This window comes from Mesorhizobium sp. B2-4-2, assembly GCF_006442845.1.
Taxonomy (GTDB): domain Bacteria; phylum Pseudomonadota; class Alphaproteobacteria; order Rhizobiales; family Rhizobiaceae; genus Mesorhizobium.
This window is the reverse complement of record NZ_VFVM01000009.1, coordinates 181,601-196,199: the sequence shown is the minus strand read 5'-3', so window position 1 is coordinate 196,199 and position 14,599 is coordinate 181,601. Positions and strand designations below refer to the sequence as shown.

The window sequence follows — 14,599 nt, the reverse complement described above, 5'->3', positions numbered from 1 at the left end:
CAGCCGCGACGATCGGAGCCTCTCATGCGCGCAACGCGCCTTGTATTCCATGCCGTCCTGTTGTCGGCGGTCTTTTCGATAGGTCCCGCTTTCGCCGTGCCGGCGCTGCAGGCGCATCGCGCCGTTTACGACCTTACGCTCAAGAAGGCGGACGACCGCTCCGGGATCACCGGCATTACCGGCCGCATGGTCTATGAATTCAACGGCTCGGCCTGCGAAGGCTATACGGTGAAATTCCGCTTTGTCACCCAGATTGCCACCAGCGACAACACCAAGCTGACCGACCAGCAGACGACGACGTTCGAAGACGCCGAAGGCAAGACCTTCTCGTTCGTGACCAAATCCTTCGTCGACCAGAACCTCGACAAGGAGGTCAAGGGTGTCGCCACGAAGGAAACGCAAGGGCTGAAGGTCGACATCGACAAGCCCGAGAAGAGCAGCCTGGAACTTGCCGCCACCCAGTTTCCGACCCAGCATCTGGTCGAATTGATAGACAAGGCCGAGAAGGGTGAGAACTTCTATCAAACCAATCTGTTCGACGGTTCCGAGGACGCCAACAAGGTGATGTCCACCACCGTCGTTGTCGGCAAGAGGACCGAAGCCGACAAGGCCGATCCGGAAGCGCCGGCGCTGGCCAAGCTCGCCACCGACAAATACTGGCCGGTCGACATCGCCTATTTCGACGACAGTGCCAAGAACGGAGAAGAGACCCCGGAATACCGGATCAGCTTCAAGCTGCACGAGAACGGCATCACCCGCGATCTCACCATGGACTATGGCGATTTCTCCATGACCGGCAAGCTGGTCAATCTGTCGCTGTTCGACCAGACGAAGGCCTGCCCGACGAAATAAGCTTCGACTTGCCTCGACGCAGCGCCGTCGCGGTCCACGGCTTGAAAGCGCCGCGGCGGCTTCTCATCTTCTCGAGGCCGCCGGCCGCTTCATCTTCTGTGCGAATCCCTTCTATCATCGCTCGTCGCCGGTACCGGTCGGCGGAAGAAGGAATGCGGCGAGCCTCATGGCGGTCTATGTCGACGCGGCGATCTGGAAATGGGTTGGCCATCGCTGGTGCCATCTGATGGCCGACGACACCGATGAACTGCATCGTTTCGCCGCGCAACTCGGCATCAAGCGCTCATCCTACCAGGGGCCGCCGAAGACATCGGCGCCGCATTATGACATAACCGGTTTCGAGCGCGACCGCGCGGTGCGGCTCGGTGCCATCGAGTGCAATCGTGAAGAGATCGTCGCGATCTTCCGGCGGGTGAGGGTGCCAAAGGGTAAGATAAAGCGTTGAGGGCACGCGCGGATCGCCGCAGGCGCGCCGCAATGCGTCGTTGCGCTTGCGTTTGGAGCACTTCCCCTCTATATGCGCGCTCATTCCACACACGGACTTTGGTGTCTGCCCGGGAGAAATCCGGCTGAAACCTCCGGTGGCATCGAGGACTTCGTCCGAAAATGCCTGTGTCCGTGGAGGCTAACCGGAAAGGAAAATGAGAATGGCTCTGCCTGATTTCAGCATGCGCCAGCTTTTGGAAGCTGGCATTCACTTCGGCCACCAGACCCACCGCTGGAACCCGAAGATGGCGCCCTATATCTACGGCGCCCGCAACAACATCCACATCATCGACCTCAGCCAAACGGTGCCGTTGCTGCACCAGGCGCTGAAGCAGGTTTCCGACACCGTCGCCAAGGGCGGCCGCGTGCTGTTCGTCGGCACCAAGCGCCAGGCGTCCGACATCGTCGCCGATGCCGCGCAGCGTTCGGCCCAGTACTATGTCAACTCGCGTTGGCTGGGCGGCATGCTGACCAACTGGAAGACGATCTCGAACTCGATCCAGCGCCTGCGCAAGCTCGACGAGATGCTGGCCGGCGAGGCGCAAGGGTTGACCAAGAAGGAGCGTCTCAATCTCGACCGCGAGCGCGAGAAGCTCGACAAGGCTCTCGGCGGCATCAAGGACATGGGCTCGACGCCCGACCTGATGTTCGTGATCGACACCAACAAGGAAGCGATCGCCATCCTCGAGGCCAAGCGCCTTGGCATTCCGGTCGTCGCCATCATCGACTCGAACTGCGATCCGGACAAGATCGACTTCCCGATCCCCGGCAATGACGACGCCGCGCGCGCCATCCAGCTCTATTGCGACCTCATCGCGAAGGCTGCCATCGACGGCATCGCCCGCCAGCAGGGCGCGCTGGGTGTCGACATCGGCGCTTCGGTGGAAGCTCCGGTCGAGCCGGTGCTCGGCGAAACTCCGGCGGCGGAAACTCCGGAAGCGTGATAGCGAGGGCCGGTCACGGCCTTCATCTTTCTAATATTTTGACGCGTTAAACGGACGCACCGTCGAGATTCGATGGTGCGTCGGCGCATTTGAACAAAGAGGCGACAATGAGCATTTCGGCTGCACAGGTCAAAGAACTCCGCGACTTGACCGGCGCGGGCATGATGGACTGCAAGGCGGCGTTGAACGAGACCAACGGCAACATGGAAGAAGCCGTCGACTGGCTGCGCAAGAAGGGTATCTCCAAGGCCGACAAGAAGGCAGGCCGCACCGCGGCCGAGGGCCTGATCGGCGTCGATTCCGGCGTGCGCGAGGCCGCGGTCGTCGAGGTCAATTCCGAGACCGACTTCGTAGCCCGCAACGCCGCCTTCCAGGAGATCGTCGCCAACGTCGCCAAGGTGGCGCTGGCCTATGGCACGAGCGAGGCCGTGGCTGCCGCGAAGTACCCGGGTTCGGACAAGTCGGTCACCGACACCATCAAGGACGCCGTCGGTACCATCGGCGAGAACATGGGCTTCCGCCGTTCGGCCAAGCTCACCGTTCCGCACGGCGCCGTCGCGACCTATGTTCACAACGCGGTTGCCGACGGCCTTGGCAAGCTGGGCGTCCTGGTCGCTATCGAGACCACGGGCAACGAGCACGCGGCCAATGCATTCGCCCGCCAGGTCGCCATGCATGTCGCCGCCACCAACCCGATGGCGCTGACCACCGAGGAACTCGATCCCGCGGCAGTCGAGCGCGAGAAGGCGATCTTCGCCGACCAGGCGCGCCAGTCCGGCAAGCCGGAGGCGATCATCGAGAAGATGGTCGAGGGTCGGCTGCGCAAGTTCTACGAGGAAGTCGTGCTTCTGAAGCAGGCCTTCGTGCTCAATCCCGACATTACCGTCGAGAAGGCGCTGAAGGATGCCGAGAAGGAGATCGGCGCTCCGGCCAAGATCTCGGCCTATCTGCGTTTCGCGCTCGGCGAAGGCATCGAGAAGGAAGCGACCGATTTCGCGGCGGAAGTCGCGGCGGCGGTCAAGAAATAGCCCGAAGAACAAGTAAGGCTAAACGGCTCAGGCAACTCGGCCGGGTGTCCGCATGGATGCCCGGCCGATTTCTTGTGCGGCGTCGATGAAGGCCCTCAGCTTCGGCGCCATCGACGCCCGGCGCGGAAAGTAAAGGAAAAGGCCGGGCTCCTCGATTGCCGTCTTTGGCAGGACCTGGACGAGGCGTCCTGCGGCAAGATCGGCGCGTACAAGCGGCTCGAACACATAGGCGAGCCCGACCCCTGCAAGCGCAAGATCGATCGCCGCCAGCGAATCGGTCACGACGGCCGTGCCACGCGTCTCGACGACGACCTCCTTGCCATTGTCGTTCAGATCCCAGCGATAGAGCGCGCCGGAGCGGAGAAGCCTGTAGCCTATGCAATTATGGTTCGCGAGGTCGGCCACGTCGCAGGGACGGCCGTGCCTTCCGATATAGTCCGGCGAGGCGACGAGCACGGCCTTGAAGGGCTGCGTCAGCCGTATGGCGGTCATGTCCTGCGCGATCATCTCGCCCAGCCTAATGCCGGCGTCAAAACCTTCCCCGACGATATCGACCAGGGCTTGATCGGCGAAAACCTCGACCGTCACATCCGGATAGCGATCGGCCATGGCTGCGATCACAGGCGTCACCGCCAAAGGGATCGCGATGTTGGAGGCATTGATCCTGAGCAGGCCGGAAGGCCGCCCCCTGACGCCGCGGATGCGATCCATCCGCTCCGCGATGTCCTGGAGGGCAGGGCCCGTTGTCTCCACCAGTGCCTTGCCGGCTTCGGTCAGCGAGACGCTGCGCGTCGTGCGCGCAAACAGCGGCTGGCCGATGCGCTCTTCCACCAGCCGCACAGCATGGCTGACCCCCGACGGGCTCATGCCGAGCTCGGCCGCGGCAAGCGCGAAGCCGCCCCGTCGCGCCACGGCAACGATGACGGGCAGGTGGGTAAGCAGGTCCCGGTCCATTCATGAATGATATCGCATAGTCTTTGCGAACAATGCAATCTTATCGATGGCGGCGCATTGATCCACATTGTCCCCGATACAGCGGGCGGGCTGATTTCCAGGAGACGAGACATGAACGCTTTGAAACATGTGACCTTCGCCGCGGGACTGGCGCTGGCGCCGATCGATGCCGGGGGAGCCGAACCGGCGGAGTGGCAGGCGCTTGCCGACGAGCGCGCGGTCATCCGCATCGCCGATGCCATCGACCGCGCCGTCGACGCGCAGGACTGGAAGCTTGCCCGCAGCTATTTCGCGGATCGGGTTACCGCAGATTTCAGCAGCCTGTCCGGACAGCCGGCGGCCAACATTGCCTCCGACGACCTGATCGGCGCCTGGGCCGGCAACCTCAAGGGCAGCAAGACCAGCCTGCATCTGCGCACCAATCACCAGGTCGTTCTCGAAGCGGACACGGCGACCGTCCTGTCGAACGGCTATGCTTGGAACCGGATGGAAGGCAATGGCGACCCGCTTTGGGAAGTCTGGGGCACATACGAGCACCATTTCATCCGTTCCGACGCCGGTTGGAAGGTGGATGGCTTCACATTCCGCATGACGCATGAGCGCGGCAACCCCTGGGTCAAGACCACTCCCGGCCAGTGAACGGCGGCATCCGGCGGATCAGCATAGGAGCGAAATCATGACCATGAATTACTATACTCTCGGCAACAGCGGCCTGCGCGTCAGCCGGCTGGCGCTGGGTACGATGACATTCGGCACCGAATGGGGTTGGGGAGCGGACAGGGAGACCGCCCGCGCCATATTCGACGCCTATGTCGAGGCTGGCGGCAATTTCTTCGATACCGCCGATCTTTATACCGGCGGCACCGCCGAAACATGGCTGGGCGAGTTCGTCGCCGAGCGCGGCTTACGCGACAGAGCGGTGATCGCCACCAAATTCACGATGAACACCGAGCCCGGCAATCCGAATGCCGGCGGCAATGGGCGCAAGAACATCATGCGCGCCGTGGACGCCTCTCTGAAGCGGCTCGGAACCGACTATATCGACCTCTATCTCATGCATGTGTGGGACAGGCTGACGCCGGCCGAGGAGGTGCTGCGCACGCTGGACGACCTGGTGCGTGCGGGCAAGATACGCCATGTCGGCCTGTCCGACGTGCCCGCATGGTATGCGGGTCGGGCGCAGGCGATCGCCGAATGGCGCGGCTATGAGCCGGTCTCGGTCTTGCAGCTTGAATACTCGCTCGCCGAACGCTCGATCGAGCATGAGTTCGTGCCTTTCGCCACGCATCATGGCGCCGGCGTCATGGTTTGGAGCCCGCTGGCCAGCGGCTTGCTCAGCGGCAAATATCGCCCGACGCAAGCCGGCAATGCCGGCCGGCTCGACGGTTTCCGCAACACCACGCATCCGAGCTTCCGGAAATTCAGCGACCGCAATTGGGCGATCGTGGCCGAGCTCGAAAAGGTGGCCGCCGAACTCGGCCGCAGCATGGCCCAGGTGGCACTCAACTGGGTGGCGACGCAGCCCGGCGTCGCAACCGTCATCCTGGGCGCGACCAAGCTCGCGCAACTGCAGGACAACCTCGCGGCGCTGGATTTTTCGATTGCCCCCGAACTCCGCAAGCAGCTGGATTCGGTGAGCAGCATGCCGGCGCCGTTCCCGCATTCCTATTTCGGGCCCGAGATCCAGGTCAGGGTGGCCGGCGGTGTCGTGACCGGCGACAAGCCCTCCGGCTATTCGCCGCAGGTTCTGGTGGAAGGCGAGGCGGTCAGCATCAGCAGCAACTGATCGAAAAAGCCTGGGATTTTGCGCAAGGGCGCGGCGTGACATCGCCGCGCCCTTCGTGTATCGGGTCGAACCATCATGCCAGCGCCGCCAGGCGAAGCGGGGCAGTTTCGCCTCCTGATTTGCCGCGCCGAGATTTTCGAGGACCAGATGACGGTGAAGCCCCTCTACCGACGTGTCTTGCTGAAAGCGTCTGGTGAAGCGTTGATGGGCGAACAGCATTTCGGCATCGACGTCTCGGTCGTCGACCGCATCGCCGGCGACATCGCCGAAGCCCGCGCGCTCGGCATCGAGGTTGGCGTCGTCATCGGCGGCGGCAATATCTTTCGCGGTGTGGCGGTTGCCTCCAAGGGTGGCGACCGCGTCACCGGCGACCATATGGGTATGCTCGCCACCGTCATCAATTCGCTGGCGCTGCGCACCTCGCTGAACAAGATCGGCGTCGATGCGGTGGTTCTTTCCGCGATCGCCATGCCTGAGCTTTGCGAGAGCTTTTCGCAGCGCCAGGCAACCGCCTACATGAACCAGGGCAAGGTGGTGATCTTTGCCGGCGGCACCGGCAATCCGTTTTTCACCACTGATTCGGCCGCGGCACTTCGCGCCGCTGAAATCGGCGCCGACGCGCTGTTCAAGGGCACACAGGTCGACGGCGTCTATTCTGCCGACCCGAAGAAGGACCCGAACGCGACGCGTTTCGAGCGCATCAGCCATGCCGAAGTGATAAATCGCGGCCTTTCCATCATGGATACGGCAGCGATTGCACTTGCGCGCGAAAACAACATTCCGATAATCGTCTATTCGATCCACGAAAAAGGTGGTTTCGGCGATATTCTAAGGGGCGGCGGCCGCTGCACGGTCGTCGCGGACGATTGATCCGGGGCCTGATCGCGGAAAAGGCGAAAACCGGTTTCGAAATCAGGCTCGAATACGGGGCCTTGCCCCGAAAGCAGTGAACCCGCGTCAGACGGGTCGAGGAGACTAAGATGAGTGGTGAGTACGACGATCTCAAGCGGCGCATGGATGGGGCAATCGCCGCGTTCAAGCATGACCTGGCTTCGCTGCGGACCGGTCGCGCTTCCAGCAACCTGCTCGACGCTATCCAGGTGCAGGCCTATGGCACCAGCATGCCGATCAACCAGGTGGCCAATGTCACGGTGCCTGAGCCGCGCATGATTTCGGTGTCGGTCTGGGACAAGTCGATGGTGGGCGCGGTCGATCGCGCCATCCGCGAATCCAATCTGGGCTTCAATCCTATCGTGGACGGCACCAATCTCAGGATTCCGCTTCCGGAACTCAACGAGCAGCGCCGTAAGGAACTCGTCAAGATCTCGCATGGCTACGCCGAGAACGCCCGTGTCGCAGCGCGCCATGTGCGCCGCGACGGCATGGACTTCCTGAAGAAGGCGGAGAAGGACGGCGTCATCAGCGAGGACGATCAGCGCAAGCGCTCCGACCAGGTCCAGAAGCTTACCGACGAAACGATCAGCACCATCGACCACCTGCTTTCCGACAAGGAAGCTGAAATCATGCAGGTTTAGGGTCTGGCCGGCGGCTGGCCCGAAAGCGAGATCATGGCAACGCCCGCGCATGTCGCGATCATCATGGATGGAAACGGACGCTGGGCCAAGGCGCGCGGCATGCCGCGGCTCGCCGGCCATCGCGCGGGCGTAGAAGCACTGCGCAAGACGGTGCGCGCCGCGCCCGATCTCGGCATTTCCTACCTGACTGTCTATGCCTTCTCTTCGGAAAACTGGTCGCGGCCGAAATCCGAAGTCAGCGACCTGATGGGTCTGTTGAAGCTGTTCATCCGTCGCGATCTCGCCGAACTGCACCGCAGCGGCGTGCGCGTGAGGATCATCGGTGACAGGGCAGGGCTGCAGCCCGATATCAGGCTCCTGCTCGAAGAAGCCGAAGCGCTGACCTCGGCCAACGAGGCGCTGACGCTGATCATCGCCTTCAACTACGGCGGACGCGACGAGATCGTGCGCACGGCGCGCAAGCTTGCCTCGGCCGTTGCGCGCGGCGAGCTCGACAGCGAGGCGATCACCGCCGAATCCTTTGCCGGCTGCCTCGACACGCAAGGCATTCCCGATCCCGAACTGGTCATACGCACCAGCGGTGAGCTTCGCCTTTCCAATTTTCTTCTGTGGCAGGCTGCCTATAGCGAGCTTGTGTTCCTGCCCTGCTATTGGCCCGATTTCAGCCGAGAGCATCTAGCCGAGGCCTTGCGCGAGTTCGCCGGGCGCGAACGCCGTTTTGGCGGGCTGGATCCGCAAGATGTCGCTTCGCGGCCGGCCGCGGGATGAGCAATCTCCAGCTTCGCGTTCTTTCGGCGGTCGTGCTTGCCATCGCGACGCTTGGCCTGACCTGGTTCGGCGGCCTGCCGTTCCGGCTGCTTTCAGCCGCGATTTCGGCGGTGATCTTCTACGAATGGACGCGCATGTCTCGCCCTTCCGGGACGACCGGGCTCGGTTTTTTGCCGGAAGTGCTGCTGCTGGTGTTTCTCGGCGCCCTGATCACCGGCCTGCCTGCCTTGTGGCTGCTGCTTCTGGTGGCTGCACTGGTCGCCGTCACGGCCATCGCCGCCCAACTGCGCGGGGCCGGGCAGTGGGATGCCTCCGGCCTTGCCTATGCAGCCGTCTCGGGTCTTTCCCTTGCGCTTCTGCGTGACGGCGACCATTCCGGCCTCGTCGCCATCCTGTTCCTGTTCGCGGTGGTCTGGGCGACCGACATCTTTGCCTATTTCGTCGGCCGGGCCGTCGGTGGCCCGAGGCTGGCGCCGTCCATCTCTCCCGGCAAGACGCGAAGTGGCGCGCTCGGCGGCGCCGTGGGCGGGGTCGTTGCGGGGCTCATCCTGGCCGTCGCCGCCGGTGCGGGCAACCTGCCAATGCTCGGTCTCGTCGCGCTCGCGCTTTCAATCGTCTCCCAGGCTGGCGACCTCCTGGAATCCTGGGTCAAGCGCCGCCACGGCCGCAAGGATTCGGGCGCGCTCATTCCGGGCCATGGCGGCGTCATGGACCGTGTCGACGGGCTTGTCGCGGCGGCTTTCGCCCTATACGTCATCGGCTGGATTTCGGCGGGCGCCGATCAGCCGGCACAGGGGCTGTTTCCCATTTGAACGGCATCGTTCCACGATCGATGCGGGCGCGCCTTGGATTCGCCTGGATTGATGTCACAGTCGCGGCGCAACGGTGTCGCGGAAGAACTGAGGATTTGAGTTGAACGAGATTCTTCACGCGATCTTCGGCATGGAAGGCTTCCTTCTCGGCACGCTCGTGCCCTTCCTGTTCGTGCTGACCGTGGTCGTGTTCGTCCACGAGATGGGCCACTATCTCGTTGGTCGCTGGTGCGGCATCGGCGTCAGGGCCTTTTCGATCGGTTTCGGCCCGGAACTCTTCGGCTTCAACGACCGGCACGGCACGCGCTGGAAGCTCTGCGCCATACCGCTTGGCGGCTATGTCAAATTCGTCGGCGACATGAACGCCACCTCCAGCCAGCCGTCGACGGAAGAGATCGAAACGCTGACCGACGAGGAACGCAAGGTCGCCTTTCACACCCAGCCGATCTGGAAGCGGGCGGCGACGGTGGTGGCCGGGCCGCTGTTCAATTTCCTGCTGACGATCGTCGTCTTTTCGGTGCTGTTTTCAGCCTATGGCCGCTATGTCGCGGAACCCATGGTGGCCGAGGTGACCGCCGGCAGCCCGGCGGCGAAAGCCGGCATCCTGCCCGGCGACCGATTCGTCAGCGTCGACGGCAGCAAGATCGAAACCTTCGGTGACGTTCAACGCCTGGTTTCGGGCCGGGCCGGCGACAGCATCACCTTCGTCATGCTGCGCGACGGCAAGGAAGTGACCGTGACCGCCACGCCGCAGCTGATGGAGCAGCAGGACGCGCTCGGCAACAAGGTCAAGGTGGCCGTGATCGGCGTCGTCAACAACCAGGAACTCGGCCAGCCCAGGCTGATCACCTACAGCCCCGCCGGCGCGTTGACCGCGGCGGTGGAGGAAACCGGGCACGTCATCCAGCGCACCGGCCAGTTCCTGCAGCGCTTCGTCGTCGGGCGCGAGGACAAGTGCCAGCTCGGCGGCCCGGTGAAGATCGCGGACATGGCCGGCAAGGCGGCGAAGCTCGGCTTCGAATGGCTCGTGCAGCTCGTTGCGCTGCTGTCCGTGGGCATCGGCATCCTCAATCTTTTGCCGATTCCCCCCCTCGACGGCGGCCATCTCCTGTTCTACGGGGTGGAGGCCGTCATCCGCCGGCCGGTGTCGGAACGGATGATGGAAATGGCCTATCGGGCCGGTCTGCTTCTGGTTTTGGGCTTCATGGGTTTCGTATTCTGGAACGATCTGTTTGGATGCTGAAATCATGAAGAAATTTGGCGTCGGCATGGTCGATGTTGAGACGCCGTTTACCATGCACGGGGATATGAGTGACGCGAAAGCCACGCACCAGGGTTAAGTAAATACAAATTAACCAGAAGCCTTGCGTGTAGGGAAAATCCGGTTAATACGGTACGGGAAATTACCGCACGTCCGGTTTTCTCGCCGTGGGGACTACGAGAAAAGGTTATTAAGCCCGATGAAGGCAGCATCCAAGTTTTTGAGCGCCGCTTCCGCGGCAGCCCTGTCCGCGGCTTTGGTCGTGCCAGGTGCGCTCGCAGTGCAGTTCGTTGCCACATCGGCGGCCGAAGCCGCTGTCGTCAGCAGGGTGGAGGTGAGCGGCAACCAACGTGTCGACGCCGATACCATCCGCAATTACATCACCATCAAGCCGGGCAAATCCTTCTCCAGCTCCGACATCGACAGCGCGGTCAAGGCGCTGTTCGGAACCGGGTTGTTCTCGGATGTGCAGATCAATCAGGTCGGTTCGACGTTGGTGGTCAAGGTTTCCGAGTACCAGGTCGTCAACCAGGTGTTGTTCCAGGGCAACAAGAAGCTCAAGGACAACGCGCTTGCGGCTGCCGTGCAGTTGAAGCCGCGCGGCACGTTCTCGCAGGCGGCGCTCGACGCCGATGTAGAGTCGGTCAAGGCCGCCTACAGACGTATCGGCCGTGACGATGCCGCCGTGACCACCGAGGTCATGCAGCTCGGCGACAACCGCGTGAACGTGGTCTTCCATGTCAATGAAGGTGATCGCACGCAGATCGCGGCGATCAATTTCGTCGGCAACAGCGCTTATTCGAGCCGCCGCCTGTCAGATGTGATCACGACCAAGCGCTCGTCCTGGGTTTCGTTCATCCTGCGCGACGACGTCTATGACGACGACAAGCTGCGCGCCGACCAGGAGCTGCTGCGGCGCTTCTACTACAATCACGGCTATGCCGACTTCCAGGTCGTGTCCGCTGTCGGCGAACTCGACAACGCGACCAACAAGTACACGGTCACCATAACCGTCCAGGAAGGCGAGCGTTATACGTTCGGCGACATCAGCGTCGAAAGCACGATTCCGGAAGTCGACTCGAAGGCGCTGGAATCGGTGGTCGAGACCCACAAGGGCGACGTCTACAACGCCAAGAACGTCGAGGACACCATCATTGCCCTGACTGAGAAGGTGGCCGGCTCCGGCTACGCCTTCGCGCAGGTCACGCCGCGTGGCGACCGCAATTTCGAGAATCATACGATTTCGGTGGTCTACACCATCGACCAGGGCACCAAGGCCTATGTCGAGCGCATCGAGATCCGCGGCAATGACCGCACGCGCGACTATGTCATCCGCCGCGAGTTCGACGTCAGCGAAGGCGATGCGTTCAACCAAGTGTTGATCCAGCGCGCGAAGAAGCGGCTGGAAGATCTCAATTACTTTGACAAAGTCGAGGTTTCGACGGTGCCCGGTTCGGCGCCGGACCAGGTCGTGCTGGTGGTCGACGTGGTCGAAAAGTCGACCGGTGAATTCTCTGTCGGCGCCGGCTATTCGACCGGTGGCGACACCGCCGGTCCGTCCGTCGAAGGATCGATCACAGAGCGCAACTTCCTCGGCCGCGGCCAGTTCATCAAGGTGTCGGCGGGTGGCGGCAAGAACTCGCGCGATTACAGCCTTTCGTTCACCGAGCCGTATTTCCTTGGGCGCCGTATCGCCGCCGGCTTCGACATCTACAAGCGGACCAGGGAATACGACGACTACGACAGCGATACTGTGGGCGCGACGGTGCGCTTCGGCCTGCCGATCACAGACAGCATCTCGACCCAGCTGGCCTACAATATCTCCCGGGAGAAGTATGAGGTAGACGACGGTTGCGATGCCACCGATGTAGATCCCAGCGGCACCTGCGACATTTCCAGAGCCGTGTTGGATGGCATCGAGCAAAGCCCTTGGATCAAGTCGTCGGTCAGTCTGGGACTGGTCTACAACACCATCGACGACATGAAGAACCCGCATGAGGGTATCTATGCCACCTCCACCGTGGAAGTGGCCGGCCTCGGTGGCGATGCAAAGTTCGTCAAGGTGACGGGACGCGGCAGCGTCTATCAGACGCTGTCCGAGCAGCTCGACCTGGTTGGCCTTCTTTCGGGCGGCGCCGGCCATGTCGAAGGCTACGGCGGCGACGGCGATCTGCGCATCTTCGATCACTTCCAGAGCACCGATCGCATGATCCGCGGTTTCGCTTATGGCGGCATCGGTCCAGTCGACAGCGACGGTGCGGGTGACCACCTTGGCGGCACCACTTATTTCAACGCGTCGGCAGAGGCTCAATTCCCGCTGCCGGTCGTTCCAGAAAGCTTCGGCCTGCGTGGCGCGGTCTTTGCGGACGCAGCAACTCTCTACGGCAGCAAGGTTGCCAATGATTTGGTTGACCAATCGTCCGTGGGCATGAAATGGCGCGCCTCGGTCGGTGTCGGCCTGATGTGGGCTTCGCCGTTCGGCCCGATCCGTATCGACTATGCGATCCCGGTCAAGAAAGAAGCAAGGGACGACGTGCAGGAATTCAACTTCGGCATATCGACCCGCTTCTGACCGGCGGATGACGATGCTCCCGGATCGTTGAGGTCCGGGAGAAAATGTTCCGATCTAGCTGGATATAGCTTCTGGAATGACCGATCCGGTGTTCTTCGCGCCATCACGCCGGTATACGGCGGGCGAAGTCGCGAATCTGACCGGCTCGGTGCTTGTCGATTCCGGCCAGTCCGGCGTTTTCATCGACGCGCTGGCGCCGGCCAACGAAGGCGGCGAGAATGCACTCGTTTTCGTCGATGGCAAACGCAATTCCTCGCTGATGCCGTCGCTGCGGGCGGCTGCGGTGCTGTGTCCTGCGGAGTTCGCCGGCAAGGCGCCTGCCGCCATCGCCGTCCTTGTGCATCCCCGTCCGCAACAGGCATTCGCGCTGGTCGGACGACTGCTGTTTCCGACAGCGGCGACCCCGGGGCCGATGACCGGTGAAACCGGTATCTCGCCGCATGCCCATATCGATCCGAGCGCACATGTCGAGGAAGGTGCTGTCGTCGAAGCCGGCGCGGTGATCGGTCCTGCGGTGTCCATAGGCGCCGGCACCGTCATCGCGCCTCACGCCGTCGTCGGCCGTTCCTGCCAGATCGGGCGTGACGGCTATATCGGCCCGGGCGCCAGCGTCCAGTATGCCTTGATCGGCAACCGCGTCATCATCCATGGCGGCGCCCGGATCGGCCAGGACGGCTTTGGCTTCGTTGCCGGCGCCAAGGGGCCGGAACGTGTTCCGCAGATCGGCCGCGTCATCATCCAGGACGATGTCGAGATCGGTTCCAATTCCACCGTCGACCGCGGCGCCATGTCCGACACGATCATCGGCCAGGGCACCAAGATCGACAATCTCGTGCAGATCGCGCATAACGTCCGCATCGGTCGCAACTGCATCGTGGCCGGACTTTCGGGTATCTCCGGTTCCGTCGTGGTGGGCGACAATGTCACCATGGGCGGCGGCGTCGGGCTTGCGGATCACCTGACCATCGGGTCGGGCGCGAAGCTTGCCGCGAGAAGCGGATTCATGAGCAATGTGCCCGCGGGCGAGATCTGGGGCGGCTATCCGGCACAGCCGATGGCGGAAGCCATGCGCGAGATAGCCATGCTGCGCAAGCTCGCCAGGACCCGCAAACAGGGCGAGGGGAGCAATGGCTGACATCACCGGGACGACGCTGGAAGCAGTCGACATATTGGGGCTGATGAAGCTCCTGCCGCACCGCTATCCGTTTTTGATGATCGACCGCATCGTCGACATCGATGGCGACGAATCCGCTACCGGCATCAAGAACGTGACCATAAACGAGCCGCATTTTCAGGGTCACTTCCCCGAGCAGCCGGTCATGCCGGGCGTGCTCATCGTCGAGGCGATGGCACAGACTGCCGGGGCCATCTGCATCCGCAGTCTTCGCACTGAAAAGCCGTCGCTGGTCTATTTCCTGACCATCGACAACGCCAAGTTCCGCAAACCGGTCGTTCCCGGCGATCAGTTGAAGATCCATGTCAAGAAAATCAAGAAGCGCGGCAACCTGCTCAAATTCGCCTGTGAAGCCCTGGTCGACGGCAACAAGGCCGCCGAAGCCGAGATTTCAGCCATGATGGTCACCGGCGACTGACAATCGAAT

General features: G+C 62.6%; 15 protein-coding genes. 14 read left to right on the top strand and 1 reads right to left on the bottom strand.

Features of this window, described 5'->3' with window-relative positions:
- The first annotated feature begins 24 nt into the window (after window positions 1-24).
- From FJ942_RS20835 to tsf, 4 genes are all read left to right on the top strand, one after another.
- Complete coding sequence (locus tag FJ942_RS20835) at window positions 25-852, top strand: cell envelope integrity EipB family protein (RefSeq protein ID WP_140898802.1); 828 nt, start codon at window positions 25-27, stop codon at window positions 850-852.
- 166 nt (window positions 853-1,018) lie between these two features.
- Window positions 1,019-1,297 (top strand): DUF4031 domain-containing protein, encoded by a 279-nt coding sequence (locus FJ942_RS20830; RefSeq protein WP_140557707.1) that lies wholly within the window; start codon window positions 1,019-1,021, stop codon window positions 1,295-1,297.
- Window positions 1,298-1,499: 202 nt separating this feature from the next.
- Window positions 1,500-2,282 (top strand): 30S ribosomal protein S2, encoded by a 783-nt coding sequence (gene rpsB / locus FJ942_RS20825; protein ID WP_140498708.1) that lies wholly within the window; start codon window positions 1,500-1,502, stop codon window positions 2,280-2,282.
- Window positions 2,283-2,389: 107 nt separating this feature from the next.
- Window positions 2,390-3,310 carry a translation elongation factor Ts gene (gene tsf / locus FJ942_RS20820; protein WP_140498706.1) on the top strand — a complete coding sequence of 307 codons (921 nt, stop codon included), beginning with the start codon at window positions 2,390-2,392 and terminating at the stop codon, window positions 3,308-3,310.
- A gap of 27 nt (window positions 3,311-3,337) precedes the next feature.
- Here tsf and FJ942_RS20815 read toward each other — a convergent pair whose 3' ends face one another.
- Complete coding sequence (locus FJ942_RS20815; RefSeq protein ID WP_140898800.1) at window positions 3,338-4,264, bottom strand: LysR family transcriptional regulator; 927 nt, start codon at window positions 4,262-4,264, stop codon at window positions 3,338-3,340.
- A 111-nt stretch (window positions 4,265-4,375) separates the two neighbouring features.
- Between FJ942_RS20815 and FJ942_RS20810 the strand changes: the two genes are divergently transcribed.
- The 10 genes from FJ942_RS20810 to fabZ all read left to right on the top strand — a co-directional run bounded on the left by FJ942_RS20810 (window position 4,376) and on the right by fabZ (window position 14,590).
- A complete protein-coding gene (locus FJ942_RS20810; protein ID WP_140898799.1) occupies window positions 4,376-4,903 on the top strand; it encodes a nuclear transport factor 2 family protein in 528 nt (175 codons plus the stop codon).
- Window positions 4,904-4,940: 37 nt separating this feature from the next.
- Entirely contained in the window at window positions 4,941-6,050 is a 1,110-nt protein-coding gene (locus tag FJ942_RS20805; protein ID WP_140898798.1) for an aldo/keto reductase, read from the top strand.
- 147 nt (window positions 6,051-6,197) lie between these two features.
- The gene (gene pyrH / locus FJ942_RS20800; RefSeq protein WP_140498986.1) at window positions 6,198-6,920 is read left to right on the top strand and encodes a UMP kinase; all 723 of its coding nucleotides are present in this window, start codon (window positions 6,198-6,200) and stop codon (window positions 6,918-6,920) included.
- Between the two features lie 110 nt (window positions 6,921-7,030).
- Complete coding sequence (frr, locus tag FJ942_RS20795; protein ID WP_140498698.1) at window positions 7,031-7,585, top strand: ribosome recycling factor; 555 nt, start codon at window positions 7,031-7,033, stop codon at window positions 7,583-7,585.
- 33 nt (window positions 7,586-7,618) lie between these two features.
- Window positions 7,619-8,353, top strand: coding sequence for an isoprenyl transferase (locus FJ942_RS20790; RefSeq protein WP_140515355.1), 735 nt, complete (start codon window positions 7,619-7,621; stop codon window positions 8,351-8,353).
- Entirely contained in the window at window positions 8,350-9,165 is an 816-nt protein-coding gene (locus FJ942_RS20785) for a phosphatidate cytidylyltransferase (RefSeq protein WP_140898796.1), read from the top strand. The genes FJ942_RS20790 and FJ942_RS20785 overlap by 4 nt, the downstream gene beginning before the upstream one ends.
- A gap of 100 nt (window positions 9,166-9,265) precedes the next feature.
- The gene (rseP, locus tag FJ942_RS20780; RefSeq protein ID WP_140525236.1) at window positions 9,266-10,408 is read left to right on the top strand and encodes an RIP metalloprotease RseP; all 1,143 of its coding nucleotides are present in this window, start codon (window positions 9,266-9,268) and stop codon (window positions 10,406-10,408) included.
- A 217-nt stretch (window positions 10,409-10,625) separates the two neighbouring features.
- Complete coding sequence (gene bamA, locus FJ942_RS20775) at window positions 10,626-12,998, top strand: outer membrane protein assembly factor BamA (RefSeq protein ID WP_140898794.1); 2,373 nt, start codon at window positions 10,626-10,628, stop codon at window positions 12,996-12,998.
- A gap of 76 nt (window positions 12,999-13,074) precedes the next feature.
- Window positions 13,075-14,133: a UDP-3-O-(3-hydroxymyristoyl)glucosamine N-acyltransferase gene (gene lpxD, locus FJ942_RS20770; protein WP_140525234.1), complete on the top strand. Its 1,059-nt coding sequence runs from the start codon at window positions 13,075-13,077 to the stop codon at window positions 14,131-14,133.
- Window positions 14,126-14,590, top strand: coding sequence for a 3-hydroxyacyl-ACP dehydratase FabZ (gene fabZ, locus FJ942_RS20765; protein WP_140498686.1), 465 nt, complete (start codon window positions 14,126-14,128; stop codon window positions 14,588-14,590). The genes lpxD and fabZ overlap by 8 nt, the downstream gene beginning before the upstream one ends.
- Window positions 14,591-14,599: the final 9 nt, after the last annotated feature.

Bases quoted from the DNA above. Each gene is read 5' to 3' on its own strand.
- FJ942_RS20790 (WP_140515355.1), top strand. From the start codon at position 7,619: ATGGCAACGCCCGCGCATGTCGCGATCATCATGGATGGAAACGGACGC.
- pyrH (WP_140498986.1), top strand. From the start codon at position 6,198: ATGACGGTGAAGCCCCTCTACCGACGTGTCTTGCTGAAAGCGTCTGGT.
- FJ942_RS20830 (WP_140557707.1), top strand. From the start codon at position 1,019: ATGGCGGTCTATGTCGACGCGGCGATCTGGAAATGGGTTGGCCATCGC.
- rpsB (WP_140498708.1), top strand. From the start codon at position 1,500: ATGGCTCTGCCTGATTTCAGCATGCGCCAGCTTTTGGAAGCTGGCATT.
- FJ942_RS20805 (WP_140898798.1), top strand. From the start codon at position 4,941: ATGACCATGAATTACTATACTCTCGGCAACAGCGGCCTGCGCGTCAGC.
- bamA (WP_140898794.1), top strand. From the start codon at position 10,626: ATGAAGGCAGCATCCAAGTTTTTGAGCGCCGCTTCCGCGGCAGCCCTG.
- tsf (WP_140498706.1), top strand. From the start codon at position 2,390: ATGAGCATTTCGGCTGCACAGGTCAAAGAACTCCGCGACTTGACCGGC.
- frr (WP_140498698.1), top strand. From the start codon at position 7,031: ATGAGTGGTGAGTACGACGATCTCAAGCGGCGCATGGATGGGGCAATC.
- FJ942_RS20815 (WP_140898800.1), bottom strand. From the start codon at position 4,264: ATGGACCGGGACCTGCTTACCCACCTGCCCGTCATCGTTGCCGTGGCG.
- fabZ (WP_140498686.1), top strand. From the start codon at position 14,126: ATGGCTGACATCACCGGGACGACGCTGGAAGCAGTCGACATATTGGGG.
- lpxD (WP_140525234.1), top strand. From the start codon at position 13,075: ATGACCGATCCGGTGTTCTTCGCGCCATCACGCCGGTATACGGCGGGC.
- FJ942_RS20835 (WP_140898802.1), top strand. From the start codon at position 25: ATGCGCGCAACGCGCCTTGTATTCCATGCCGTCCTGTTGTCGGCGGTC.
- FJ942_RS20785 (WP_140898796.1), top strand. From the start codon at position 8,350: ATGAGCAATCTCCAGCTTCGCGTTCTTTCGGCGGTCGTGCTTGCCATC.
- FJ942_RS20810 (WP_140898799.1), top strand. From the start codon at position 4,376: ATGAACGCTTTGAAACATGTGACCTTCGCCGCGGGACTGGCGCTGGCG.